The sequence below is a fragment of the Sphingomonas sp. A2-49 genome (assembly GCF_025548555.1).
Lineage (GTDB): Bacteria > Pseudomonadota > Alphaproteobacteria > Sphingomonadales > Sphingomonadaceae > Sphingomonas.
This window is the reverse complement of record NZ_JAJLPA010000001.1, coordinates 449,872-473,229: the sequence shown is the minus strand read 5'-3', so window position 1 is coordinate 473,229 and position 23,358 is coordinate 449,872. Positions and strand designations below refer to the sequence as shown.

The 23,358-nt window shown below is 69.4% G+C and carries 26 protein-coding genes and 1 tRNA gene; 17 read left to right on the top strand and 10 right to left on the bottom strand.

Translation table 11 applies throughout. From position 1 onward, the window contains the following. Positions 1-23 precede the first annotated feature (23 nt). From LPN01_RS02200 to LPN01_RS02185, 4 genes are read left to right on the top strand one after another with little or no spacing between them, the layout of a single operon-like run. Positions 24-602 carry a CvpA family protein gene (locus LPN01_RS02200; RefSeq protein ID WP_262826712.1) on the top strand — a complete coding sequence of 193 codons (579 nt, stop codon included), beginning with the start codon at positions 24-26 and terminating at the stop codon, positions 600-602. Continuing rightward, complete coding sequence (locus LPN01_RS02195; RefSeq protein WP_262826711.1) at positions 599-1,036, top strand: iron-sulfur cluster assembly scaffold protein; 438 nt, start codon at positions 599-601, stop codon at positions 1,034-1,036. Before LPN01_RS02200 ends, LPN01_RS02195 begins: the two co-directional genes overlap by 4 nt. Then, a complete protein-coding gene (locus LPN01_RS02190) occupies positions 1,029-2,795 on the top strand; it encodes a cation:proton antiporter (protein ID WP_262826710.1) in 1,767 nt (588 codons plus the stop codon). Before LPN01_RS02195 ends, LPN01_RS02190 begins: the two co-directional genes overlap by 8 nt. Next, the gene (locus LPN01_RS02185; protein ID WP_262826709.1) at positions 2,792-3,118 is read left to right on the top strand and encodes a DUF423 domain-containing protein; all 327 of its coding nucleotides are present in this window, start codon (positions 2,792-2,794) and stop codon (positions 3,116-3,118) included. Before LPN01_RS02190 ends, LPN01_RS02185 begins: the two co-directional genes overlap by 4 nt. Before the next feature lie 15 nt (positions 3,119-3,133). Here the strand turns inward: LPN01_RS02185 and LPN01_RS02180 are convergent, their stop codons facing one another. The 6 genes from LPN01_RS02180 to LPN01_RS02155 form a co-directional block, all read right to left on the bottom strand. Continuing rightward, a complete protein-coding gene (locus LPN01_RS02180) occupies positions 3,134-3,310 on the bottom strand; it encodes a hypothetical protein (RefSeq protein WP_262826708.1) in 177 nt (58 codons plus the stop codon). 62 nt (positions 3,311-3,372) lie between these two features. Further along, a complete protein-coding gene (locus tag LPN01_RS02175; RefSeq protein ID WP_262826707.1) occupies positions 3,373-3,681 on the bottom strand; it encodes an antitoxin Xre/MbcA/ParS toxin-binding domain-containing protein in 309 nt (102 codons plus the stop codon). 230 nt (positions 3,682-3,911) lie between these two features. Then, positions 3,912-4,037 carry a hypothetical protein gene (locus LPN01_RS02170; protein WP_262826706.1) on the bottom strand — a complete coding sequence of 42 codons (126 nt, stop codon included), beginning with the start codon at positions 4,035-4,037 and terminating at the stop codon, positions 3,912-3,914. Between the two features lie 113 nt (positions 4,038-4,150). After that, entirely contained in the window at positions 4,151-4,291 is a 141-nt protein-coding gene (locus LPN01_RS02165) for a DUF2256 domain-containing protein (RefSeq protein ID WP_262826705.1), read from the bottom strand. Continuing rightward, the gene (gene aroB, locus LPN01_RS02160; RefSeq protein WP_262826704.1) at positions 4,291-5,394 is read right to left on the bottom strand and encodes a 3-dehydroquinate synthase; all 1,104 of its coding nucleotides are present in this window, start codon (positions 5,392-5,394) and stop codon (positions 4,291-4,293) included. The genes LPN01_RS02165 and aroB overlap by 1 nt, the downstream gene beginning before the upstream one ends. Beyond that, positions 5,391-5,975: a shikimate kinase gene (locus tag LPN01_RS02155; RefSeq protein ID WP_262826703.1), complete on the bottom strand. Its 585-nt coding sequence runs from the start codon at positions 5,973-5,975 to the stop codon at positions 5,391-5,393. The genes aroB and LPN01_RS02155 overlap by 4 nt, the downstream gene beginning before the upstream one ends. Positions 5,976-6,049: 74 nt before the next feature. Between LPN01_RS02155 and LPN01_RS02150 the strand changes: the two genes are divergently transcribed. The 4 genes from LPN01_RS02150 to LPN01_RS02135 are packed head-to-tail and all read left to right on the top strand — an operon-like array spanning position 6,050 to position 9,926. Continuing rightward, the gene (locus tag LPN01_RS02150; RefSeq protein ID WP_262826702.1) at positions 6,050-6,184 is read left to right on the top strand and encodes a hypothetical protein; all 135 of its coding nucleotides are present in this window, start codon (positions 6,050-6,052) and stop codon (positions 6,182-6,184) included. Next, positions 6,168-8,030 (top strand): hypothetical protein, encoded by a 1,863-nt coding sequence (locus LPN01_RS02145; RefSeq protein ID WP_262826701.1) that lies wholly within the window; start codon positions 6,168-6,170, stop codon positions 8,028-8,030. Before LPN01_RS02150 ends, LPN01_RS02145 begins: the two co-directional genes overlap by 17 nt. Before the next feature lie 2 nt (positions 8,031-8,032). Next, positions 8,033-8,947, top strand: a complete 915-nt coding sequence (locus LPN01_RS02140) for a tyrosine recombinase (protein ID WP_262826700.1) — start codon at positions 8,033-8,035, stop codon at positions 8,945-8,947. 31 nt (positions 8,948-8,978) lie between these two features. Further along, positions 8,979-9,926 carry an acetyl-CoA carboxylase carboxyltransferase subunit alpha gene (locus tag LPN01_RS02135; RefSeq protein ID WP_262826699.1) on the top strand — a complete coding sequence of 316 codons (948 nt, stop codon included), beginning with the start codon at positions 8,979-8,981 and terminating at the stop codon, positions 9,924-9,926. A gap of 70 nt (positions 9,927-9,996) precedes the next feature. Here LPN01_RS02135 and LPN01_RS02130 read toward each other — a convergent pair whose 3' ends face one another. Next, entirely contained in the window at positions 9,997-10,164 is a 168-nt protein-coding gene (locus LPN01_RS02130; RefSeq protein ID WP_230630774.1) for a Flp family type IVb pilin, read from the bottom strand. Between the two features lie 134 nt (positions 10,165-10,298). Then, positions 10,299-10,499 (bottom strand): Flp family type IVb pilin, encoded by a 201-nt coding sequence (locus LPN01_RS02125; protein ID WP_262826698.1) that lies wholly within the window; start codon positions 10,497-10,499, stop codon positions 10,299-10,301. 31 nt (positions 10,500-10,530) lie between these two features. Here LPN01_RS02125 and LPN01_RS02120 point away from each other — a divergent pair, with 31 nt between their 5' ends. The 3 genes from LPN01_RS02120 to LPN01_RS02110 all read left to right on the top strand — a co-directional run bounded on the left by LPN01_RS02120 (position 10,531) and on the right by LPN01_RS02110 (position 12,199). Further along, positions 10,531-10,977, top strand: a complete 447-nt coding sequence (locus LPN01_RS02120) for a (deoxy)nucleoside triphosphate pyrophosphohydrolase (protein ID WP_316746538.1) — start codon at positions 10,531-10,533, stop codon at positions 10,975-10,977. A 42-nt stretch (positions 10,978-11,019) separates the two neighbouring features. Then, positions 11,020-11,093 (top strand) — tRNA-Cys (locus tag LPN01_RS02115). A gap of 446 nt (positions 11,094-11,539) precedes the next feature. Further along, positions 11,540-12,199 (top strand): PEPxxWA-CTERM sorting domain-containing protein, encoded by a 660-nt coding sequence (locus LPN01_RS02110; RefSeq protein WP_262826697.1) that lies wholly within the window; start codon positions 11,540-11,542, stop codon positions 12,197-12,199. A gap of 170 nt (positions 12,200-12,369) precedes the next feature. Here the strand turns inward: LPN01_RS02110 and LPN01_RS02105 are convergent, their stop codons facing one another. Continuing rightward, entirely contained in the window at positions 12,370-12,741 is a 372-nt protein-coding gene (locus LPN01_RS02105) for a hypothetical protein (RefSeq protein WP_262826696.1), read from the bottom strand. Positions 12,742-12,895: 154 nt separating this feature from the next. Between LPN01_RS02105 and LPN01_RS02100 the strand changes: the two genes are divergently transcribed. From LPN01_RS02100 to LPN01_RS02075, 6 genes are all read left to right on the top strand, one after another. Next, positions 12,896-13,567, top strand: coding sequence for a protein-L-isoaspartate O-methyltransferase family protein (locus LPN01_RS02100; protein ID WP_262826695.1), 672 nt, complete (start codon positions 12,896-12,898; stop codon positions 13,565-13,567). A gap of 20 nt (positions 13,568-13,587) precedes the next feature. Further along, positions 13,588-15,099, top strand: a complete 1,512-nt coding sequence (locus LPN01_RS02095; protein ID WP_262826694.1) for a TolC family outer membrane protein — start codon at positions 13,588-13,590, stop codon at positions 15,097-15,099. A gap of 48 nt (positions 15,100-15,147) precedes the next feature. After that, positions 15,148-15,747: a DUF2497 domain-containing protein gene (locus tag LPN01_RS02090; RefSeq protein WP_262826693.1), complete on the top strand. Its 600-nt coding sequence runs from the start codon at positions 15,148-15,150 to the stop codon at positions 15,745-15,747. A 99-nt stretch (positions 15,748-15,846) separates the two neighbouring features. After that, positions 15,847-17,886, top strand: a complete 2,040-nt coding sequence (locus tag LPN01_RS02085) for an alpha/beta hydrolase family protein (protein WP_262826692.1) — start codon at positions 15,847-15,849, stop codon at positions 17,884-17,886. A 50-nt stretch (positions 17,887-17,936) separates the two neighbouring features. Beyond that, positions 17,937-20,888 carry a valine--tRNA ligase gene (locus LPN01_RS02080; protein ID WP_262826691.1) on the top strand — a complete coding sequence of 984 codons (2,952 nt, stop codon included), beginning with the start codon at positions 17,937-17,939 and terminating at the stop codon, positions 20,886-20,888. Between the two features lie 93 nt (positions 20,889-20,981). Continuing rightward, a complete protein-coding gene (locus LPN01_RS02075; protein ID WP_262826690.1) occupies positions 20,982-22,424 on the top strand; it encodes an MATE family efflux transporter in 1,443 nt (480 codons plus the stop codon). A 6-nt stretch (positions 22,425-22,430) separates the two neighbouring features. Here the strand turns inward: LPN01_RS02075 and LPN01_RS02070 are convergent, their stop codons facing one another. Then, a complete protein-coding gene (locus tag LPN01_RS02070) occupies positions 22,431-23,309 on the bottom strand; it encodes a diacylglycerol/lipid kinase family protein (RefSeq protein WP_262826689.1) in 879 nt (292 codons plus the stop codon). Positions 23,310-23,358: the final 49 nt, after the last annotated feature.

Here is a 23,358-nt window from a genome sequence, read left to right as displayed (position 1 = left end):
CGTGCATCCCTATTCCCCCTGACATGGCGCTGACCGCACTCGACACCATCGTACTCGTCGCCGTGATCGGCGCGGCGCTGCTCGGACTGAAGCGTGGCTTCGTCACCGAGGTATTGTCGCTGTTCGCCTGGATCGCGATCGTCGCGATGCTGAAGCTGTTCCACGTCGCGCTCGCCGCCAAGCTGTCGACGGTGATCGGCACGCCGTCGGGCGCCGCCGTGGCGGCGTTCGTGGTGATCGCCGGCGGCACCTATGCCGGCGGCAAGCTGGTCGCCAATGCGATCGGCAAGCGGACGCGCCAATCGATCCTGGGCCCGATCGACCGCGCGCTGGGGCTGGGCTTCGGCGCGCTGAAGGGGCTCATCATCGCCAGCCTCGGCTTTCTGGTCGCGGCGTTGCTGGTCGATACCGCGCGAGGCGGACCGGCGCGGCGTCCGGACTGGATGACGACATCGCGCACCTATCCGCTGCTCAACGCCACCAGCGCCGGCATCGCCGACTTCGTCGATCGCCGCCGCCGCGGCCAGCCCGTGTTCGGGTCGCGATCCGCCTTGGATCGACCGGACGACGACCAGCGCGACACCATGAGTAACAGCCGATGAACGCCCCCCTGTACAATGCCGAGATCCTGCGACTCGCCGCGTCGATCCCCCACCACGCGCGGCTCGACCATGCCGCCGCCACCGCGGAGAAGCGCTCGCCGGTCTGCGGCAGCCGGGTGACGGTGGACGTCGGCATGGACGACGATGGCCGGGTGCACGAGGTCGGGCTGCTGGTCCGCGCCTGCGCGCTGGGGCAGGCGTCCGCATCGCTGCTCGCCGCCGACATCCTCGGCAAGACGCCCGAGCAGCTGGCGGCGGCGCGCGACGCGCTGACGGCATGGCTGGCGGGGGAGGGGGCGGCGCCCGACTGGCCCGGAATGACGGTGTTCGAGCCGGCCCTCGGCTATACCGCGCGGCATCCGTCGATCCGGCTGGCGTTCGAGGCCGCGGCCGAGGCGGCGTTCGCCGCCCGCGAGGCGCGCGCCCATGCATGACGCCGCAGAGGGCGTGTCGATGCTGCGCGACGGGATGATCCTGCTCGGCTCCGGCCTGGCGTTCGTGCTGCTGTTCCGCAAGCTGGGGCTCGGCGCAACGCTGGGGTTCCTCGTCGCCGGTGCGGTCGTGGGGCCGCATCTGCTCGGGCTGGTCGGCGATGCCGAATCGAAGATGGGGATCGCCGAGCTGGGGATCACCCTGCTGCTGTTCGTGGTCGGGCTGGAGCTCAACCCGACGCGCCTGTGGCGGATGAAGCAGGAGATATTCGGACTGGGGCTGATCCAGGTCGTCGCCTGCGGCCTGGCCATCACCGCGGTGGTGTGGGGCATCGCCGGCTTCTCCGTCCCCGCCGCCTTCGCGCTCGGGTTGCCGCTGGCGCTGTCGTCCACCGCGCAGGTGCTGCCGATGCTGCAATCCTCCGGGCGGATGCGCACGCCGTTCGGCGAACGGGCATTTTCGATCCTGCTCTTCCAGGATCTGTCGATCGTCCCGCTCATCACGATCGTCGCGGCGATGAGCCGCAACCCCGCCGACGCCAACGGTCCGCCGGGGTGGCTGCTGGCGGTCTATACCGTGATCGCGGTGGCGGGGCTGATCCTTGCCGGGCGGTTCCTGCTGCGCCCGCTGTTCCGGCTGATCGGCAACCTCGGCGAGCGCGAGATGTTCGTGTTCGCGGCGCTGTTCACCGTCATCGCCAGCGCGGCGATCATGGAATATCTGGGCCTGTCGACCGCGCTGGGCGCGTTCATCGCCGGCGTGATGCTGGCGGACAGCCCCTATCGCCACGAGCTGGAGGCGGACGTCGAGCCGTTCCGGTCGATCCTGCTCGGCCTGTTCTTCCTCGCGGTGGGCATGATGCTCAACCTGCATGCGATCGCCGAGCGCCCGCTGTTCGTCGCGGGTATGGCGCTCGCGCTGATCGCGACCAAGACGCTGGTCATCACGCTGATCGGACTCGCCTTCCGCATGACGTGGCGCAGCGCGCTCGCGCTCGGCCTGCTGCTGAGCCAGGGCGGCGAGTTCGGCTTCGTGCTGTTCGCGCAGGCGCAGTCCGGATTCCTCGTCGCGCCCGAGGCGGCGAGCCTGTTCGGTGCGATCATCACCGTGTCGATGGCGACGACGCCGTTCCTGATGGGCGCGACCCGCCGCTTCCGCGAGGAACCGGTCGCCAAGAACCAGGCGCGCGCCGGGCCGCAGGCGGACGGCGCGAACGCCATCATCGTCGGCTACGGACGGTTCGGCCAGACGGTCGGGCAGATGCTGCTGGCGCAGAACATCCCGGTGACGCTGATCGACACCGATATCGAGATGATCGACATCGCCGGCGAATTCGGCGCCAAGGTCTATTACGGCGACGGCACGCGCATCGACCTGTTGCGACAGGCGGGCGCGGCGGAGGCGGAGCTGATCCTGTTCTGCATCGACGGCGACCAGATCGAGCCCGATACGCTTGAGGGGGTGCACGAGGCGTTTCCGAACGCCGCGCTCTACGTCCGCGCCTATGACCGGCGCGCGCTCGTCAAGCTGAAGAAGTCCTCGGCGGTCTATGTCGTGCGCGAGGTGCTCGAATCCGCGGTGAAGATGGCACGGACCGCGATGCGCGACCTCGGCATCGCCGGCGCCGACATCGACCGGGCGGAGGACAGCTATCGCTCGCGCGACAAGGAGCGGCTGCGCATCCAGATCGAGGCGGGCGACATTCGCGCCGCCCGCACGATGGTGGCGGAGCAACAGCCCTGGGGGAACGACCCGCGATGATCCTTGCCATCCTCGCCGCGCTGTCGGGTGCGATCGCGGTCGCCGCGGGCGCATTCGGTGCGCACGGCGCGAGCGGCCCGGCGATCGAATGGCTCAAGACCGGCGCGCACTATCAGCTGATCCATGCGGTCGCGGCGCTGGTCGCGCTGCGGATGGAGGCGCGCGGGCCTGCGTGGCTGTTCGTGGCGGGCGGCGGCCTGTTCGCCGCGACGCTCTACCTGATGGCGATCGGTGCGCCGCGCTGGCTGGGCGCGATCACGCCGATCGGCGGGGCCGCGCTGATCGCCGGCTGGCTGTGGCTCGCCTGGTCGATGCGCGGCTGAGGCACCGGCCGGCGGTCAGCCGCAGCGCAGGCGCAAACGGTTCATCATCATCGTGACCGCCTCGGGTGAGCGGTCGAGCGCGACGGCGATGCCGTCCAGCGTCTCGCCTGCTCCGGTTGCCGTCCGCAGCGCGGTAATGTCGCCCTGGGTCCAGCGACGATGGACCTCGGCGACCGGGAACGGCCCGCTCATCGCCGCCGCTCGCGGACCAGCGATTGCGTCGCCGTCGCCGCGTCTGCCGTCGTCATCTCGGGTCAGCCCTCGGACCGGGGCGCGTCGGCCATCGCGAGCAGGACATGTTCGACGCGGGCGAGGCCGGCATCGCTCGCGATCGCGAGATCGAGGGGGCGCGCGCCGAGTTCGGCGTGATCGGCGTTCAGGAACGCCATCACGCGTTCGCGGTTGCCCAGCGTCGTCCACGCAAGCGAGGCAATGCGCGCCTGGCGTGCGGCGGCCGCCTGCAGCATCGGCGGGCGCGACTTGCGGAAGGTCCGGCCACGCTTGGGGGCAGGCTGCGCTTCGTCCGCGGGAGCGGCAGGCGCCAACTCGGTCTCGTCGCTCAAAGCACGCGTGCCTTCGAAGCGTGACGCATGGCCGCCGCGAGCGACGGGCGGCGGGACAGATACTTGGGGTCCATGACGACGCTCCCTGCTGTAAGCGGGAGCACACTGGGTCTCTCAGTCACGGGCGCCTACGATCGGTTGTCCGCGATGCGCCTCATATAGCGGGGATCGCGCCGCTTTGTAAGAGCGGGCCGTGACCGGCATCGTGCCGGATCGCGGCCCGCCATGCGTCACTTGCGCAGCGTGACCATCGCCACGGGATTGTCCTTGGTCGATGCGTTGGCGGCGATCGTCTTGACCTTTTCCGCCTTGGGTTTGCGGACTTCCTTGTTCGACTTCTGCTGGCTTTTGGCCATCGCGCTGTCCTTCGGGGCGGGGCGCCCGCGGCTGGCCTACACCCGCGATGCGGGATCGCAGCACGAATAGCGCGGCGGGGATCGGGTCCGCATCCGTTCGTCGCGCGCCGGGCCTAGCGTTTCTTGCGGCAGGCGTCCGAGCAATAGACGACGCTGTCCCAGTCCCGCGCCCATTTCTTGCGCCAGGCGAACGGCCGGTCGCAGGCGGGGCAGACCTTGGTGGGCAGGTTCTGCTTGGCGACGCCGTTGGGCATCAGCGCGGCTGCGCGTCGAGGAAGGCGGCGACATCGGCGAGGTCGACCGTCCTGTCGAGGAACGTCGCGCCGATCCCGCGCGCGAGCAGGAACGGCAGCGTTCCCGCCGCCATCTTCTTGTCGTGCCGCATGTGGTCGACCAGCCGCGCGCCCGATGCGCCGATGCCGGCGGCGGCGAGCCCGTCGGGCAGGCCGACGCTGCGCCAGTGGACGGCGACCCGCGCGGCATCCTCCGTCGGGCAAAGCCCGTGCGCGGCGGAAAAGGCGAAGGCCAGCGCGCAGCCGGCGGCGACGCCCTCGCCATGGATCAGCGCGCCGGAGAAGCCCGCCTCCGCCTCCAGCGCGTGGCCGAAGGTGTGGCCGAGGTTGAGCAACGCGCGGGTGCCGTTCGTCTCATGCTCGTCGGCGGCGACGATCCGCGCCTTCGCCGCGACCGCATGCGCGATCGCGTACAGCCTCGCGTCGCGGTCGCCCGCGATCAACGCATCGCCATGCGCCTCGCACCAGGCGAAGAAGGCGGGATCGTCGATTAGGCCGTATTTGACGACCTCCGCATAGCCCGCGCGCAACTCGCGGTCGGGCAGCGTGTCGAGCACGTCGGGGTCGATCAATACCAGTGCCGGCTGGTGGAACGCGCCGATCAGATTCTTGCCGGCGCGCGTGTTGATCGCGGTCTTGCCACCGACCGAGCTGTCGACCTGCGCGAGCAGCGTCGTCGGGATCTGCACGAAATGGCAACCGCGCTTCAGGATCGCGCAGGCGAAGCCGACCACGTCGCCGATCACGCCGCCGCCCAGCGCGACGACATGGTCGCCGCGCTCGACGCCCAGCGCGAGCAGCCGGTCGCACAGGGCGGCGAGCTGGTCCCAGCTCTTCGTCGACTCGCCCGGCGGCAGAACGATCGCCTCGCTGCGCACCCCCGCCGCGGCCAGCGTCTCATGGAGCGCCGTCGCATGCCCTTCCACGTTGGCGTCGGTGACGATCGCGAGCGTCCGCCCCCGCGCGAGCGGCGCGAGGTGATCCGCCGCCCGGTCGAGCAGCCCTGCCTCGATCAGGATCGGGTAGCTCCTGTCGCCCAGCGCGACCGTGATGCGCGTCGTCATGCGTCCGCCCGGCCCCGCCCGATCGCCTTCAGGATGGCGTTGACCGTGGTTTCGTGCGGCGATTTGTTGCTGGTGATGTGGATATGCGCCTCGGCGTAGATCGGATTGCGGATGGTGGCGAGTTCGGCGAGCACCTGCCGCGGATTGCGGCCGCGCAACAATGGGCGGGTGTCGCGACGGCCGACGCGCTCGGCGAGGACATCGGGATTGGCGTCGAGCCAGATCGCGACCGATTCCGCGAGGATCAGCGCGCGCGTGTCGGCATTGATGAACGCGCCGCCGCCGGTCGCGATGACCTTCGGCGTGCCGTCCATCAGCCGCGCGATCACACGGCGCTCGCCGTCGCGGAAATAGGGTTCGCCGAACCGGTCGAAGATCTCCGCCACGGTCATGCCGGCGGCTTCCTCGATCGCGTGGTCGGCATCGACGAAGGGCAGCCGCAGCCGGCTGGCGAGGCGGCGACCGACGGTGGACTTGCCGACGCCCATCAGGCCGACGAGCACGATCGGACGCGGGCCCGCGGCACGACCGGTTTCGGACCCGTCTGGACCGGGCGTCTGGGGATGAGCGCTTTGCAACATGGGCGGGGCCGCTATACAGCGGGTCAGGGCAGGGCAAAAGCTCCGCTGCGCGTTTAGGTTTCTCAAGGTCCGCTATGTCCCGCTTGCTGCTCTCCGTCATCGTGCTCCTCGTGGTGGTGGTCGGCGGCCTGTTCCTGCTCGCCGGCCGGGCGTCGGAGCGGCCGCAGACCCATGTCGAGAAGGCCGTGACGCTTGCCAACCTCAGCTAAGGGGTCGCGGCGCCTGCTGGCCGCGCGGATCGGCGCCGGCGTGACGCTGGCGGCGGTCGCGGCGCTGACCGCCTACGGTCCCGCGACCGGGCAGGAGCGCCCGGAGTCGATTCTGCCGCCGGGGTTCGGCGAACCCGCCGCACAGCCTTCTCCGCGCGCGACCGCGACGCCCCGACCCGGCACGACCGCCGCAGCGACGACGCCCGGCGCGGCCCCGACCGCCGCGACGTCGGGCGAGATGGTCCAGCCCTTGCCGTCGTCCACCCCGACGCCGCTGGCCAGCGCGACGCCGACCGCGACGCCGACGATCGATCCGGCCGTCCTCGCGCAATATGAGATGCCAGCGTCCGCGCGCCGCTCGCTGGCCAGCGTCGGCCCGGCGGGCCCGCGCGAGGGCGCGTTCGGTGCGGACGCCTTTGCCGGCGCCGACGGTCCCTATGTCGAGGCGCTGATGCGGCGCGTCGCCGCGCCGCTCCCGTCGCGGTGGCTGTCGATCGTGCTGCGGCGCGCGCTGGTCGCGCAGGTCGATACGCCCGGCCACGTCAACGGCGCCGATTTCGCCGCGGAGCGCGCGTGGCTGCTGCTCCGGATGGGCGAATCGGTCGCGGCGCGGGCGTTGGTGCAAAGCGTCGACAACGCCAATTACACCCCCAAATTGTATCAGGTCGCGATGAACGCGGCACTGGCGACCGGCGATCCCGCCGCCCTGTGCCCGATCGCCGACGCCGGCCTCGCCACGACGCGCGAGCGCGGCTGGACGCTGGCGCAGGCGATGTGCGCCGGCCTGTCCGCGGAGCCCGCGCGCGCCAAGGCGCTGGTGACGGCGGCGCGGCGACGCAACGTCGCCACCGGTATCGACCTGCAACTGGCGCAGAAGGTCGTCGGCGCGGGGCCGGGCGGCGGCCAGGCGGTGACGATCGAATGGGCGGGGGTCGGCGACCTCACCGCCTGGCGGTTCGGCCTTGCGACCGCGACCGGCGTCCCCATTCCCGATCCGCTGTTCGCAACGGTCGGGCCGCAGGCGCGGTCGTGGTACGCGCAGTCGCCGGGTATCCCGCTTGCCGACCGGCTGCCGTCGGCCGAGATCGCGGCGGGGCAGGGCGTCCTGTCCGCCGCCGCCCTGATCGACGTCTATGGCGCGGTCGACGCCGCCAGCGACATGCCGGGCGCCGCCACCGCGACCGCCAACGACCTGCGCACCGCCTATGTCGGCGGCGACGCGGAGGCGCGGCTGTCGGCGATGCGCAGCCTGTGGGGCAATGCGCGCAACGACGCGGACAAGGCGCCATCGGTCGGGCGGCTGGTGCTGACGTCGCGCGCGGCGGCGCGGCTGCCGGCGCGGCTCGGGGTCGAGGATGCGCGCTTCCTCGTCGCATCGATGCTGACCGCCGGGCTCGACCGCAGCGCCGCGCGCTGGCGCAATGCGGTGGAGGAGGGCGGCGACGCCTGGGCGATGATCGCGCTCGCCGATCCCGACATGGGCGGCCGGATGAGCTATCGCCAGCTGTCGTCCTACACTGGTCGCGGCGATGCGGCGCTGAAGCAGCGGCTGTTCTTCGCCGGCCTCGCCGGTCTCGGCCGGTTGTCGCCCGAGGATATCGAACGCGCCGCGCAGGCGCTGGACGTGCGGATCGGCATGCAGAACAGCTGGACCCGCGCGATCGAGCGCGCCGCCGCCGACGGACAGCGCGGCACCGTGGTCGTGCTCGCCGCGATTGGCATGCAGACGCCGAACTGGCGCGGCGTGCCGCCGGCGATGCTCTATCGCATCGTTAGCGCGCTGCGCGCGGTCGGGCTGGAAGGCGAAGCCCGCATGATCGCGGCCGAGGCGCTGGCGCGCGTCTGACGATGGCTGGCGGGCAGGATCGCGCGCTGATCGACCGCTTCCTCGAAATGCTGTCGGCGGAGGCGGGGGCGGCGGCCAACACGCTCGCCGCCTATCGCAGCGACCTGACGCTCGCCTCCGCGGCGCTCGACGGCGCGCTGGTGACCGCCACGGCCGACCGGTTGCAGGCGCTCGCCGCCGGATGGCAGTCGCTCGCGCGCAGCACCGTCGCGCGCAAGTCCGCGGCGCTGCGGCGCTTCTACGCCTTCCTTGCGGACGAGGGGCACCGGCAGGACGACCCGGGTCCGGTGCTGCCCCGTCCCGGTACGGCGCGCGCGCTGCCCAAGGTGCTCGGCATCGCCGACGTCGATCGGCTGTTCGCGGCGATCGCGGACCGCTGCGCGATCGAGCGGCCGTTGCCCAACGACCTCAGGCTCGCGGCGCTCGTCGAGCTGCTCTATGGGTCCGGGCTGCGCGCGACCGAGCTGGTCGGCCTTCCGCGCAACGCGGTGCAGGCCGACCGGCCGTACCTGATCCTGAAGGGCAAGGGCGGGCGCGAACGGCTGGTGCCCGTGTCCGACCGCGCGCGCGCGGCGGTGGCGGCGTGGCGCGCGCATGTCGCCGCGGACCGAGCCTGGCTGTTCCCGTCGGGCCGCACGCATTTGTCACGGATCCGCCTGTACCAGCTCGTCAAGGCGCTGGCGGCGGAGGCGGGGATCCCGCCCGACCGGGTTAGTCCGCACGTGCTGCGCCATGCCTTTGCGACGCACCTGCTGGCGGGGGGAGCGGACCTGCGCGCCCTCCAGGCCATGCTGGGCCATGCCGATATCGCGACCACCGAGATCTACACGCATGTCGATGCCAGCCGGCTGGTCGAGCTGGTCAACACCCGCCATCCGCTCGCCGACCCGCATCGCGGCCATACGCCACCGCGTTGACGTACCGCGCCTCCGCCCGTAACCCGCGGCCATGGCGAGCTTCCTCGAATTCGAAAAACCCATTGCCGAACTGCAAGGCCGCATCGACGAACTGCGGGCGACCGCCGCGGACGGCACGATCGACATCGCGGCCGATCTGGCGCGGTTGCAGGCCAAGTCCGACAAGCTGCTGCGCGATACGTTCGCCAGGCTGACGCCGTGGCAGAAGACGCAGGTCGCGCGACATCCCGAACGGCCCCATTTCAAGGATTACGTCGCCGGCCTGTTCGACGAATTCGTGCCGCTGGCGGGCGACCGTGCCTTCGCCGACGACCAGGCGATCATGGGCGGCTTCGCGACGTTCCGCGGCCGCAAGGTCATGGTGCTCGGCCACGAAAAGGGCTCGGACACGGCGACGCGGCTGCGTCACAATTTCGGCATGGGCAAGCCCGAGGGCTATCGCAAGGCGATCCGGCTGGTCGAACTGGCCGATCGTTTCGGACTGCCGGTCGTCACTTTGGTCGACACGATGGGCGCCTTCCCCGGCATCGAGGCGGAGGAGCGCGGCCAGGCCGAGGCGATCGCGCGCTCGACCGAGGCGTGCCTCGCAGCCGGCGTGCCCGTCGTCGCCGCGATCGTCGGCGAGGGCGGCTCGGGCGGCGCGGTGGCGCTGGCGGCGGGCAATCGCGTGCTGATGTTCGAACACGCGATCTATTCGGTCATCAGCCCGGAAGGCTGCGCCTCGATCCTGTGGCGCACCGCCGACAAGGCGGCCGATGCGGCGGAAGCGATGCGCGTCACCGCGCAGGACCTGAAGGCGTTCGGCGTCATCGATACGATCGTCCCCGAACCGCTGGGCGGCGCGCATCGCGATCCCGCGGGGGCGATCGTGGCGCTGGGTGACGCTTTGGCAGCTGCGCTCGAGTCGCTCGGGCATCGTGACGGTGCCACGCTGCGGCGGGATCGTCGCGAGAAGTTCCTGGCGATGGGGCGGCTCTAGGCGGCGCGAAAAGGGCGGCGGAACCATGGTCCCGCCGCCCGCTTCGTCTTCACGTCGAACTGCGGTCGTCTTACGACGCGGTCATGTTCGACGAGACGTTGTTGAAGGTGGTCTTGAGCTTGTTGCCCAGGCCCTGCATGGCGGCGATGGCGGCAACGGCGATCAGCGCGGCGATCAGGCCGTACTCGATCGCGGTCGCGCCCTTGCTGTTCTTGATGAACTTGCGAATGGTCTGCATTCCGGTCTCCATGTTCGATACTTCAGTCACCCGGCTGAACCGGTGACCCGGAGCAGCGACGGCAGATGTACGGGGGCAAGGTTGCTAAAGATTTAAGCCGGATGGCGAATTCTGCGGCGACCGGCGGTGCGCGGTCAGGATGCGGCGACGACCTTGTCGCTGACGTTGCGCCACATGTTGGTGTTGGCGTTGGCGACCTGCTTCAACGCGACCACCATGACGATGACGATGAGCGCCACGATCAACCCATATTCCACGGCGGTGGCGCCGCGCGCGTTGCGCGCGAGGGGCTTCAACCGGCCGGCGAGGCGGCGGAGGTGCGGACGCAGGATCATGCCGGACGGCGTAGACAAGAAGGCTTAAGGAATGGCTGACGATCCGACCGTCGCGAACGCGCCCCATGTCGCGCTGATGCCGGTGGTGGCGGGCGCGCTGGTCGACGCCGCGGGGCGCGTGCTGTTGCAGCGTCGCCCGCCCGGCAAGCAGCTGGCGGACCTGTGGGAGTTTCCGGGCGGCAAGGTCGAGCCGGGCGAGACGCCGGAGGCCGCGCTGGTCCGCGAGCTGGCGGAGGAACTGGCGATCCGCGTCGACCCGGCCGCGCTGACCGCGGTCACCTTCGCCAGCGCCGGGCTGGGCGACCGGCACCTGTTACTGCTGCTCTACGTGGTGCGGGCGTGGCAGGGCACGCCGCAGCCGCTCGAGGCGAGTGCGCTCGCCTGGGTCCGTCCGGCGGATATGGCGGCGTTGCCGATGCCGCCCGCCGACGTCCCGCTGGTAGCGATGCTGTGCCGTCTGGATGGATTCGACGGTTGACGGGTCGGCCAAAACCGACCATCTGCGCCGCTCCCGCATCGAGGCCCGATGGCGGAGTGGTGACGCAGAGGACTGCAAATCCTTGCACCCGGGTTCGATTCCCGGTCGGGCCTCCAGCGGATGGCGCAACGCGGAAATGGCGCGGGCACGCGGCTAATCGGAAGACCGGGCTCTTGAAGGTCTTCACGGCTGCCCGGTCGGGCCTGTCGTCCTGATCTGGGGATTTTCGGCCATTCGCTTGCGGTCGATCCACCATCCCCGGGCGGTTTCAACGTCGTCGAGCATCGTCGCGCGATAATCGACCGGCCCCTCCCATATCCGTGGATGGTCCTGTCTACTTCGCCATAGGCCGTCATCCGGCATAATACCCGAGCCACGGCGCCGTTAGTGGGAGAAAGATACTCTTCCCGCTTTCCATACTCTTAGGCGTCAATAATACAGTTAATGCGCCATTACAATACACGTCCCTTTTAACCATTATTTCATGTTGTGATTCAGATGAATAGTCAATTAACACGACGTCAGCCCCGCTTTGGTGCGTGGCAGAGCGTGGGAATCAAACATGAAATTGAGGTTTCTTGTAGCTTCGGCAATGTTGATCGTCGCCGGTCCAATGTCTGTCGGCAGCGCTTCTGCTGACGTGATCGTGGATACTGGTGCCTCATCCAGCGGTACGCAGTGGAGCTTCGGAAGCTTCCAGTATTTTGCTGGGGAATTTGCTGTCAGCAAGGCGTATCAGATCGACAGCGTCTCGGGCTACTTCAGCAATTCCTATGGTGAAACAGGCACGGTTACCGCCCAGTTGTTCAGTGATGGCGGCAACGTGCCGGGTGCCCTGCTCTTTTCGAAGTCCTTCAGCCTGGCGGCAGGTGCTGCGGACAATTGGTACGGCGTCAGCAATCTCGACTGGAATGTCACTGCCGGCAGCTATTGGCTGTCGTTCGCGCCCGACGCTAACATTAGCGGCAACTGGCGAGGGGGCGCTCCGTCGCCGCTGGCCGAATATGCGCAACATACATCGAGCTCGTTCGAAAACCGTGGGGCAAACTTCTTCGACTATCTGAAGGTTGGCTTGCGCGTTTCCGGCACGGTTGCAGCCGCGCCGAGCGCCGTGCCAGAGCCTGCGACGTGGGCGATGATGATCCTGGGCATGGGCGCTGTCGGCTTTGCGATGCGCCGCCGCCAGAAGACCGTTACGACGACGGTAAAGTACGCAGCCTGACGATCGTCGCCCGCTTTTCCCTTGTCGGGCTTCAAGAAGCCGCCGCCCCGTGACCCGGGTCGGCGGCTTTCGGGCGTAGGCGGCCACGCAATAGCGGACGTTACAATCCCGCGCGCGCCGGCATGCCGTGCTGAACGCGCGTCGACGGTATCGCGCCGTCACGCAAGGCGTCACGCCGCGCCGTGATCCTCCACCACCACGGCCGGCGCGCGCGTTTCGACGCGGGCGGCGTCGCGGGGAAGGAGCATGGGGCGCAGGCGGATGCCGATGCAGATGACCGTCGGCCAGAACAGCGTGTTGACGATGTCGGCGGTCGTGTCGGGCCAGCGCCATGAGCCGAAGTGCAGCCGGTCCATCACCTCGTTGAACGCCTCGGCGAGCACCACCAGCGACCATGGGACGAAACTGCCGAGCGAGCGCCGGGTCAGCACGCGGCCGAGCATCAGCACCGCCATGCCGGCGTGGATGTGGAGGATCGTGTCGGGCAGGCCGGTGCCGTCGCCGATCCAGTCGATGAACTTGTGATAGGTGCCGGGGATCATCGCGCGTCCATAGGCGCCCGATGCGGTCGAGGCCAATCGGCGAAACGCGACGGCCGCCGCGTTCCGCTGCTTGGCGCGGGCGGCCGTGCACGGTACAAGCCGGTCTGACAGTTAGTGTATGGCGCAGCTAATACGGTTGTGCGAGAGGGGTATCATGAACATCAGCCTCGATAATCAGCGTCCTACGACGGAAGCGATGCGCCACGCGATGGTCGCCAGCCAGTTGCGCACCAATGCGGTCAGCGACCAGCGCGTGCTGGTGGCGATGAACACGCTGCCGCGCGAGGCGTTCGTGCCCGCCGACGTGCGCGACATCGCCTATCGCGACACCGCGCTGCCGGTGGCGGGCGGGCGGGCGATCAACCTGCCGATGGTCACCGGCCGGCTGCTCACCGAAGCCTATCTGGAACGCAAGGACCGCGTCCTGCTGATCGGTGCGGCGGGCGGCTACACCGCCGCGATCCTGGCGCAGATCGCCGCAGAGGTGGTCGCGGTCGAGGAGGATGCGGCGCTCGTCGCCCTCGCGCGCGGCGCCCTCGGCGCGACGCCGAACGTCACGCTGGTCGACGGGCCGCTCGCCGCGGGCCATCCCGGCGGCGCGCCCTATGACGTGCTGATCGTCGACGGCGCGATCGAGCATGTCCCCGACGCGCTGGTGCATCAGGTCAGGGCCGGCGGGCGTGTCGTCGCCGGACTGGTGGAGCGCGGCGTGACGCGGCTGGCAAGCGGTCGCAAGACCGACGGCGGGTTCGGCCTGTCGCCGTTCATGGACAGCGATTGCGTCGTCCTGCCGGGCTTCGCCACGCCGCAGGGTTTCAGGTTTTAGTCATGCGTAACGGGGGGACGATGCGGGGATTGTTGCTGGGCGGGGCGATGCTGGCGTGCTGTGCCGCGCCGGCGGGGGCCGAGACGCTGCGCGAGGCGCTGGCCAAGGCCTATGCCTCCAACCCGACGATCACCGGGCAGCGCGCCGCGCAGCGCGCGGTCGACGAGGGCGTGCCGATCGCGCGCGCCAGCGGGCTGCCTGGCGTCGCCGCGACCGGATCGGTCACCGACAATCTGTTGCAGGCGAACAACAATTTCCTCAATCCCGAACGCTCCGGCAACGGCCAGCTCAACCTGACGGTGCCGCTGTTCCAGGGGGGTGCGGTAAAGAATGCCGTGCGCGCCGCCGAGACGCGCGTCGATGCCGGCCGCGCACAGCTGCGCGGGACGGAGGCGACCACGTTCACCAACGTCGTCGCGGCCTATATGAACGTGATCCGCGACGAGGCGATCACCTCGCTCAACCAGCAGAACGTGCGCGTGCTCGACGTCAACCTGCGCGCCAGCCGCGACCGGTTCCAGGTCGGCGACCTGACCCGCACCGACGTCGCCCAGTCCGAGGCGCGACTCGCGCTCGCCCGTGCGCAGCTGCAGCAGGCGGAGGCGCAGCTGATCTCGAGCCGCGAGAATTATATCGCGGTGGTGGGCTCGCCGCCGGTCGCGCTCGAACAGCCGCCGCTGCTGCCCAATCTGCCCAATTCGCCGACCACCGCGGTCAGCGTCGCGCTGGAAAACAACCCGAACCTGATCGCCGCGCGGCGGCAGGCGGATGCGACCCGCTACGACGTCGGCGTCGCCCGCGCCAACCGGCTGCCGCGCGTCTCGGCGGTGACCGGCGGCACCTATTTCAACTATCTGGGATCGCTGCCCCCCGCCAGCCTCAACCAGGGGATCAACAATTCGGGCACCGCGGCGCAGGCCGGGCTGCAATTCTCGCTGCCGCTGTTCCAGGGCGGGCGCCCCGCCGCGCAGGTCCGCCAGGCGCAGGCGCAGCGCAGTCAGGCGCTGGAGAACGTGACCGCGACCGAGCGCGCCGTCATCTCGCAGGCGCGCTCCGCCTATGCGATCTGGCAATCCTCGCAACAGGTGATCGCCTCGTCCGAAACCGCGGTCAACGCCAACAAGCTGAGCCTGGAGGGCGTGCGCGCCGAGAACAGCGTCGGCACGCGTACCATCCTCGACATCCTCAACGCCGAGCAGGAATTGCTGAACAGCCAGGTGACGCTGGTGACCGCGCGGCGCGATGCCTATGTCGCGGGCTTCGCGCTGCTGGCGGCGATGGGCAATGCCGAGGCGCGCGACCTGGGTCTGGACGGCGGTGTGCTGTACGATCCCGCGGTCAACTACAAGCGCGTGCGCAACCGGATCAACGATTTCGACAGCGATTCGGAGCCCGTGCCGACGGCGGTGACGACCGCGCAGACGCCGCCGCAGACCGCGGCCGTCGCGCGTCCGAGCGATCCGATGCTCGATACGCCGGTTGACAGGAGCCCGGCGTTAACCACAGGTGCATCTGCGCCGAGCCGTCAGTGATGACGGCAGGCCGGGAATCAGGGCAGGGGCGTCGGAATTATGGGGGATATGAGCGTCGAACCGTCGATGGAGGAAATCCTGTCGTCGATCAAACGGATCATCGCCGAGGAAGGTGAGAGCACGCAGGCGCGTGGCCGTCGCACCCGATCCGCGCCGCCGCCGATCGAACCGGGACCCGAAGAGGTGCTCGAACTGAGCGATCCGATGCCGGTCGCACCGGAGCCTGCACCCGTGCCGGCACCGCAGCCCGCGGCGTTCCAGCCCGCGCCCGAGCCGCAACCGACCGCACAGGCCCAGCCCGAGCCGCAACCCCAACCCCAAACCCAACCGCGGATGCAGCCCCAGCCCCAGCCGCCGCAGCGGCCAATGCCACCCCAGCCGCAGCCGGCGCGTCCGGCGCCCGCCCAACCCGCGATGACCGAGGAACCGATCCTGTCGCAACGTACCGCCGCCGCCAGCCTCGGCTCGCTGGAAACGTTGAGCAAGCTGCTCGTCCGGCCTGAGCCCGACAGCGACGGGACGCTGGAAGGACTGGTCCGCGAAATGTTGCGGCCGATGCTGCGCGAATGGCTCGACGCGCATCTGCCCGAGATGGTCGAGACGATGGTCGCGCGCGAGATCGCCAAGATCACGTCGCAGATGCGCTGACGCCGCGGGGGGGGGGGCGCGCGCACCGCGCCCCCAACCCCGGCGCGATAGGGCGCGTCGCCGTTGCCGCCGCGCATGCGATCTGCTTATCCTCGGCCCATGAAGCACATCCTTGCCGCGAGCCTGCTCGCCACCGTCGCGGCGATCGCCGCCCCCGCCGCCGCCCGCCAGCTGACCATCGACGACGTGACCATGCTGAGCCGCGTCGGTGCGCCCGCCGTATCCGCGGACGGCCGATGGCTGGTATGGGCGCAACGCGAAACCGATCTTGCCGCCAATCGCGGCCGCTATGACCTCTGGCGGCTCGACCTGTCGCGCCGGGGTGCGAAGCCCGAGCCGCTCCTGAACGAGGCCGACGTCAACGAGAACGATCCGCAGGTCGTCGGATCGACGATCTATTTTTCATCCGACAAGGGCGGGGACGACGCGATCTGGTCGATTCCCGTCACGGGTGGCGAACCGCGCAAGCTCACCGGCTTCCAGGGCGGCTTCGGCGGGTTCAAGGTCGCGCCGACCGCGGACCGGATCCTCGTCTGGGCGGACCGCCGGCCGAATGCACCGACGCTCGCGCCCGCACTGGACAAGAAGGACCCGAACGCCGGCGAGGGGCGCGTCTACGACAAGCTGTTCGTGCGACACTGGGATCGCTGGGTCGACGGCACGCATTCGCAGCTGTTCGTGCTGCCGCTGACCGCGGCGGGCGCGCCGGGCGACGGCGTCGCGATCGGCCACGGGCTCGACGGCGATGCCCCCTCGCGCCCGTTCGGCGGCGGCGAGGAGGTGTCGTGGAGCGCGGACGGCCGGACGGTCTATTTCGCGCTGCGCGTCGCCGGCACGACCGAGCCGCTGTCGACCAACCTCGACATCTGGTCGGCGCCCGCCGACGGGTCGGCAGCGCCGGTGAACCTGACCCCCGCCAACCGCGCGACCGACAATCTGCCGACCGTGTCGCCGGACGGGCGCAGCCTCGCCTGGTTCGCGATGAAGCGGCCCGGCTTCGAAGCCGACCGGCAGGTGCTGATGCTGCGCGACCTTGCCAGCGGCCGCGTCCGTGCGCTGACCGAGGGGTGGGACCGGTCGGTCGGCTCGATCGCCTGGTCGCCCGATTCGAAGCGCATCTACGTCACCGCGCAGGATGTGCAGGAAAACCCGCTGTTCGCGGTCGACCCGACGAGCGGCAAGGTGACGCGACTCACGCAGCTGGGGCATGTGTCGGCGGTGGCGCCGACGCCGAAGGGCGCGATCGTCGCGCTCAACAGCCTGACCGCGCCCGATGATTTCTACGCCGTGACGGCCAGGGGCAGGCCCGCGCGGCTGACGCAGGTCAACGCCGCCAGGCTCGCCGGGATCGACATGCCGGCAGTGACGCGGTTCAGCTTCACCGGCGCCAACAACGATACCGTCTGGGGCTATGCGGTAAAGCCGGCGGGCAGCACCGGCAAGGTGCCGGTCGCCTTCATGGTCCATGGCGGCCCGCAGGGATCGAGCGACAACAGCTGGTCGTACCGCTGGAACCCGGCGGTGTTCGCCGGCGCGGGCTATGGCCTGGTCGCGGTCGATTTCCACGGCAGCACCGGCTACGGCCAGGCGTTCACCGACGCGATCAGCAACAATTGGGGCGGCTGGCCGCTCGACGACCTGAAGGCGGGGTTGAAGGCGGCGACGGACAAGTTCGGCTGGCTCGACGGCAACCGCGCCTGCGCGCTCGGCGCCTCCTACGGCGGCTATATGATGAACTGGATCGAGGGGCGCTGGCCCGACCGCTTCAGGTGCATCGTCCAGCACGACGGCGTCTTCGATGCCCGCGCGATGGCGTACGAAACCGAGGAATTGTGGTTCGACGAATGGGAACATGGCGGCAAGGCCTATTTCGAGGACCCCGCGGCGTACGAAAAGTGGAACCCGGTCAACTACGTCCAGGACTGGAAGACGCCGATGCTGGTCATCACCGGCGAAAAGGACTTCCGCATTCCCTATACGCAGGGGCTGGCGACCTTCACCGCGCTCCAGCGCCGTGGCATTCCGTCGCGGTTGCTAGTCAATCCCAACGAGAACCACTGGGTGCTGAAGCCGCGCAACTCGCGCCAATGGTATGGCGAGGTGCTCGGCTGGATGGACCGCTGGACCGGCGCGAAGTGATCCGTGCGCGGGGGGTGACGAACCGCACGCACCCCCGCTAAGGGGCGGGCATGACCGAGCTCGCCAAGACCTTCGACCCCGCCGCTATCGAGACCCGCTGGTACGACCATTGGGAAACGCAGGGGCTGTTCCGCCCCGACCGGCCGGGGGCGGAGCCGTGGACGATCGTCAACCCGCCGCCCAACGTCACCGGCTCGCTGCACATCGGCCATGCGCTCGACAACACGCTGCAGGATATCCTGACGCGGCATGCGCGGCTGAAGGGCAAGGACGCGCTGTGGGTGGTCGGGACCGATCACGCCGGCATCGCGACGCAGATGGTCGTCGAGCGGCAGATGGCGTCAAGGGGCGAGAAGCGCACCGACCTCGCGCGCGAGGCGTTCGTCGCGAAGGTGTGGGACTGGAAGGCCGAGAGCGGCGGCGAGATCACGCGCCAGCTGCGCCGGCTCGGCTGTTCGATGGACTGGGCCAACGAGCGGTTCACGATGGACGAGGGCTTCAGCAAGGCGGTGCTGAAGGTGTTCGTCGAGCTGCATCGGCAGGGGCTGCTGTACCGCGACAAGCGGCTGGTGAACTGGGACCCGGGCCTCGGCACCGCGATCAGCGATCTGGAGGTCGAAACGCGCGAGGTGCAGGGCCGGTTCTGGCGGCTGCGCTATCCGCTCGCCGACGGATCGGGCTTCATCGAGGTCGCGACGACGCGGCCCGAGACGATGCTCGCCGACATGGCGGTCGCGGTGCATCCCGACGACGCGCGCTATACCGCGCTGGTCGGGCAGCAGGTGCGGCTGCCGATCACCGGGCGCCTGATTCCGATCGTCGCCGACGAGCATGCCGATCCGGAGCTGGGGTCGGGCGCGGTGAAGATCACGCCGGGCCACGATTTCAACGATTTCGAGGTCGGCCGCCGCGCGGGAATCGAGGCGCGCGACATGCTCAACATGCTCGATGCGAAGGCGCGGGTGGTCCAGACCGCGGACGGCATGATCCCCGACGCGTTCCTGGGACTGTCCGGCGAGGAGGCGCGCCGGCTGGTCGTCGAGCGGCTGAAGGACGAGGGCGCGCTGATCCCGCACGTCGACAAGGACGGCGCCGAGCACGACGCCGAGCCGCGCGTGATCCAGACGCCGTTCGGCGACCGTTCCGGCGTGGTGATCGAACCGTGGCTGACCGACCAATGGTATGTCGATGCGGCGACGCTCGCGAAGCCGGCGATCGAGGCGGTCCGATCGGGCGCGATCCGGATCGTGCCCAGGACGTGGGAAAAGACCTTCTTCAACTGGATGGAGAACATCCAGCCGTGGTGCGTCAGCCGCCAATTGTGGTGGGGCCACCGGATCCCGGCGTGGTTTGGACCGACCAAAGACCAGTACGGCATTGGGGTTCGGATCCCGGCCGAGGGTCGCTTCGATGAGGGACTTCAGATCACGCCCATAATCCAGCGGGCCTTCGTCGCCGAAAATGAGGATGAGGCAATACGCCTGGCATCTGAATATTACGGTCCGGGAATTTCTGTTGGTGTCGGTAGCGAACCATCCTTCGACGACCAGCAGGTCATCATTGCCCGCGATCCCGACGTGCTCGACACGTGGTTTTCCAGCGCGCTGTGGCCGTTCGCGACGCTCGGTTGGCCTGAAAATCCTCCCCGGCACGGGGAGGGGGACCATGTGCAGCATGGTGGAGGGGGCGTACCCTCAGGTGCTGCGCTCGCGGAACCCCCCCTCCACCCTTCGACTGCGTCGAACGGTCCCCCTCCCCATGCTGGGGAGGATCGGACGCTGGGCGGCCGCTATCCCAACGACGTCCTGATTTCGGGGTTCGACATCCTGTTCTTCTGGGATGCGCGGATGATGATGCAGGGCATGCACTTCATGAAAGACGTGCCCTTCCGCACGCTCTACCTGCACGGTCTGGTCCGCGCCGCCGACGGCGCGAAGATGTCCAAGTCGAAGGGCAATACCGTCGATCCGCTCGGCCTGATCGACCGGTACGGCGCCGATGCGCTGCGCTTCTTCATGGCGGCGATGGAAAGCCAGGGCCGCGACATCAAGATGGATGAGAAGCGGGTCGAGGGCTATCGCAACTTCGCGACCAAGCTGTGGAACGCGAGCCGCTTCTGTCAGGCCAACGGCATCGGCGGATCGACCACGCTCGAACCGCCGGCGGCGAGCCTGCCGGTCAACATGTGGATCATCGCCGAAACGGTGAAGACGGTGCAGGCGGTCGACCTGGCGCTCGCGGATTACCGGTTCGACGGTGCGGCCAATGCGATCTACCAGTTCGTCTGGAGCCGGTTTTGCGACTGGTATCTCGAACTCATCAAGCCGGTGCCGGTCGGCGACGAGCGCGGCACGATCGCGGCGGAGAGCAAGGCGGTGGCGGGCTGGGTGCTCGACCAGATCCTGGTGCTGCTCCACCCGTTCATGCCCTTCATTACCGAGGAATTGTGGCATGCGATGGCGCCGGAGGGTTCGCCGCGCGATCACGACCTGATCGTCGCGCAATGGCCGATGGCGGATGCGCGCAGCCTCGATCCGGCGGCCGAGCAGGAGGTCGACTGGCTGATCCGGCTGGTCGGCGAGATCCGCGCCGCACGGACCGAACTGAACGTGCCGCCGGGCGCGCGCCTGCCGCTGTACGTCCGCGATGCGGACGCGACGACGACCGAACGGCTGGCGCGGCAGGCGGCGGTGCTGTCGCGCCTCGCCCGCGTCGAACGCGCCGACGGCGACGTCAGCGGCGGCGCGGCGCAGGTCGTGGTCGACGAGGCGACGTTCGTGCTGCCGCTGGAAGGCGTCATCGACCTCGACGCGGAACGCACCCGCCTGACCAAGTCGATCGCCGCGGCCGCGAAGGAGCGCGACGCGCTCGCCGGACGCCTCGGCAATGCGAGCTTCGTCGAACGCGCCAAGCCCGAGGCGGTGGAGAAAGCCCGGGCCGACCATGCCGACAAGGCGGCGGAGGCGGACCGCCTGTCCGCGGCGCTGGCGCGGCTGGGATGACCGCCGCCGGGTCCGTCATCCCCGCCTGTGCGGGGATGACAGGTACGGGGGCATCGTAAGACGTTCCCTCGGACGTTTCTGGAAGGACGGCGATTGGCACGACCGCAGCGCGACCTCACCTCCGGCACCATCGGCGGCACCCTGCTCGCCTTCGCGCTGCCGACGCTCGGCTCGAACATCCTGCAGTCGCTGAACGGATCGATCAACGCGATCTGGGTCGGGCGTTTCCTGGGCGAAGGCGCGCTGGCGGCGACGTCGAACGCCAACATCATCATGTTCCTGATGTTCGGCGCCGTGTTCGGGTTCGGCATGGCGGCGACGATCCTGGTCGGGCAGAGCTTCGGCCGGCACGACGTCGAGGGCGCGCGGCGCGCGTTCGGCGCGGCGATCGGGCTGGTGCTGATGGGATCGGTGGTGATCGCGATCCTCGGCTGGCTGTTCTCGTCGGAAATCCTGCACCTGCTCGCGACGCCGGGGGACGCGATGGGGCTGGCGCAGGCGTATCTGCGCGTCATCTTCCTCGGCCTGCCGGCCTCGATGCTGCTGGTGCTCGTCATGATGGGGCTGCGCGGCACCGGCGATTCGCTGACGCCGCTGTGGTTCATGGCATTGAGCGTGGTGCTCGACAGCGGGCTCAACCCGCTGCTGATCGCCGGCGTGGGGCCGTTTCCGCGGCTCGGTATCGCCGGGTCCGCCTGGGCGACGCTGATCGCCAACCACCTCGCGGTCGCCGGGCTCGTCGCCTATGTCTACGTACGGGACCTGCCGATCCGCCTGCGTGGTCCGGAACTCGCCTGGATCCGCCCGAGCCGCGCGCTGGCCGGCACGATCGTGCGCAAGGGGCTGCCGATGGGCGCGCAGATGCTGGTGATGTCGTCGGCGGGCCTGACCATGGTCGGCCTCGTCAACCGGCAGGGGGTCGACACCGCCGCCGCCTATGCCGTGTCGCAGCAATTGTGGACCTATATCCAGATGCCCGCGCTGGCGATCGGCGCCGCGGTCAGCGCGATGGCGGCGCAGAACATCGGCGCCGACCGCTGGGACCGGGTAGCGAGCATCACCCGCTACGGCGTCCTCTACAACATCATGCTGACCGGCGTGATGGTCGCCGCGGTCATCCTGTTCGACCGGCAGGTGATGACGCTGTTCGTCCCCGGCACCAGCCCGGCGCTGCCGATCGCGCGGCATATCCAGCTGATCGCGAGCTGGAATTTCGTCGTGTTCGGCGTGACGATGGTGCTGTTCTCCACCGTCCGCGCGAACGGCGCGGTGCTGGCGCCGCTGCTGTTCCTGTTCCTGTCGATGTATCCGGTGCGGATCGGCTTCGCGCTGGGCGCGCGCGCCTGGCTGAGCGTCGATTCGCTGTGGTGGAGCTTTCCGGTCGGGTCGGTCGTCAACCTCGTGATGGCGGCGCTCTACTACCGATACGGCAACTGGCGCCACGGCAGCCTCGTCGTCGCGCCCGATGCCGACGAGGCGCACGAGCACAGTCATACCGTCGCGGAGCCCGGCGGCCGCCTGCAACCGAGCGGCTGATCGCGATCAGGCGGGGACCATCACCTCGATCGCGCCCGCCGCGACCCGCGCGGTGATCGGCGTGTGCGCGAGCAATTCGCCGTCGATCGAGATCGGCAGCGACGGCCGCGTGTCGATCTTGAGCGACTTGCCCGAAAAGCTGATCGTGTCCTGATGCCGCGAATCGTGGCGGAAGAAGCTGGCCGCCCAATTCTTGGCGAGCGTCCGCTTGTAGCGGCCGGTCACCGCCTGGACGACGATCTCGCCCGAATTGACCGACGCCTCGTCCACCAGCCAGGTGCCGCCGTGATAGGGGCCGTTCGAGATGCGCACCTCGACCACGCGCATCGTCTTCACCTCGCTGCCGTCGTCGACGGTCAGGATGAAGGGGCGGAACCGCACGAACTGCCACGCCGCCCAGCCGAGATAGCCGATCCGGCCGAGCACCTTCTTGAGGCCGTGCGGCACCGTCTCGGCGATCTGCGGGCTGATGCCCATCGCGGCGCAATTGGCGAAATAGTCGCCGTCGATCATGCCGAGGTCGATGCGCTTGGGTTTGCCGGTGCGGATCACCTCGATCGCGCCCTCGACGTCCAGCGGCAGGCCCAATGTCCGCGCGAAGCTGTTGGCGGTGCCGAGCGGCAGCACGCCGAGGATCACGCCCTTGCCGACCAGCAGGTCGACGAGGCCGCTGACCGTGCCGTCGCCACCGCCCAGGATCACCAGCTGCGGCTTCTTCGCCAGCACCGCATGGACCGTCTTTTCGAGGTTGCGGGGATCGTCGACCGCATGCGCATCGACCGGGAAGGGCAGGCCCTTCATCGCCGCGCACGCCCGCTCGAACAGCTTCTGTCCCTTCCGCGACTTGGCATTGACGATCAGGGCGGCGGACGTGATTTGGGTCATGGGGTTCCGATCGGTTACGCTTGCGCAACGCTTGGCAAGAGCGCTGCGA

Coding starts and splice junctions, on each gene's coding strand:
- LPN01_RS02200 (WP_262826712.1), top strand. CDS start 24: ATGGCGCTGACCGCACTCGACACCATCGTACTCGTCGCCGTGATCGGC.
- LPN01_RS02195 (WP_262826711.1), top strand. CDS start 599: ATGAACGCCCCCCTGTACAATGCCGAGATCCTGCGACTCGCCGCGTCG.
- LPN01_RS02190 (WP_262826710.1), top strand. CDS start 1,029: ATGCATGACGCCGCAGAGGGCGTGTCGATGCTGCGCGACGGGATGATC.
- LPN01_RS02185 (WP_262826709.1), top strand. CDS start 2,792: ATGATCCTTGCCATCCTCGCCGCGCTGTCGGGTGCGATCGCGGTCGCC.
- LPN01_RS02180 (WP_262826708.1), bottom strand. CDS start 3,310: ATGAGCGGGCCGTTCCCGGTCGCCGAGGTCCATCGTCGCTGGACCCAG.
- LPN01_RS02170 (WP_262826706.1), bottom strand. CDS start 4,037: ATGGCCAAAAGCCAGCAGAAGTCGAACAAGGAAGTCCGCAAACCCAAG.
- LPN01_RS02165 (WP_262826705.1), bottom strand. CDS start 4,291: ATGCCCAACGGCGTCGCCAAGCAGAACCTGCCCACCAAGGTCTGCCCC.
- aroB (WP_262826704.1), bottom strand. CDS start 5,394: ATGACGACGCGCATCACGGTCGCGCTGGGCGACAGGAGCTACCCGATC.
- LPN01_RS02155 (WP_262826703.1), bottom strand. CDS start 5,975: ATGTTGCAAAGCGCTCATCCCCAGACGCCCGGTCCAGACGGGTCCGAA.
- LPN01_RS02150 (WP_262826702.1), top strand. CDS start 6,050: ATGTCCCGCTTGCTGCTCTCCGTCATCGTGCTCCTCGTGGTGGTGGTC.
- LPN01_RS02140 (WP_262826700.1), top strand. CDS start 8,033: ATGGCTGGCGGGCAGGATCGCGCGCTGATCGACCGCTTCCTCGAAATG.
- LPN01_RS02135 (WP_262826699.1), top strand. CDS start 8,979: ATGGCGAGCTTCCTCGAATTCGAAAAACCCATTGCCGAACTGCAAGGC.
- LPN01_RS02130 (WP_230630774.1), bottom strand. CDS start 10,164: ATGCAGACCATTCGCAAGTTCATCAAGAACAGCAAGGGCGCGACCGCG.
- LPN01_RS02125 (WP_262826698.1), bottom strand. CDS start 10,499: ATGATCCTGCGTCCGCACCTCCGCCGCCTCGCCGGCCGGTTGAAGCCC.
- LPN01_RS02120 (WP_316746538.1), top strand. CDS start 10,531: ATGGCTGACGATCCGACCGTCGCGAACGCGCCCCATGTCGCGCTGATG.
- LPN01_RS02110 (WP_262826697.1), top strand. CDS start 11,540: ATGAAATTGAGGTTTCTTGTAGCTTCGGCAATGTTGATCGTCGCCGGT.
- LPN01_RS02105 (WP_262826696.1), bottom strand. CDS start 12,741: ATGATCCCCGGCACCTATCACAAGTTCATCGACTGGATCGGCGACGGC.
- LPN01_RS02100 (WP_262826695.1), top strand. CDS start 12,896: ATGAACATCAGCCTCGATAATCAGCGTCCTACGACGGAAGCGATGCGC.
- LPN01_RS02095 (WP_262826694.1), top strand. CDS start 13,588: ATGCGGGGATTGTTGCTGGGCGGGGCGATGCTGGCGTGCTGTGCCGCG.
- LPN01_RS02090 (WP_262826693.1), top strand. CDS start 15,148: ATGAGCGTCGAACCGTCGATGGAGGAAATCCTGTCGTCGATCAAACGG.
- LPN01_RS02085 (WP_262826692.1), top strand. CDS start 15,847: ATGAAGCACATCCTTGCCGCGAGCCTGCTCGCCACCGTCGCGGCGATC.
- LPN01_RS02080 (WP_262826691.1), top strand. CDS start 17,937: ATGACCGAGCTCGCCAAGACCTTCGACCCCGCCGCTATCGAGACCCGC.
- LPN01_RS02070 (WP_262826689.1), bottom strand. CDS start 23,309: ATGACCCAAATCACGTCCGCCGCCCTGATCGTCAATGCCAAGTCGCGG.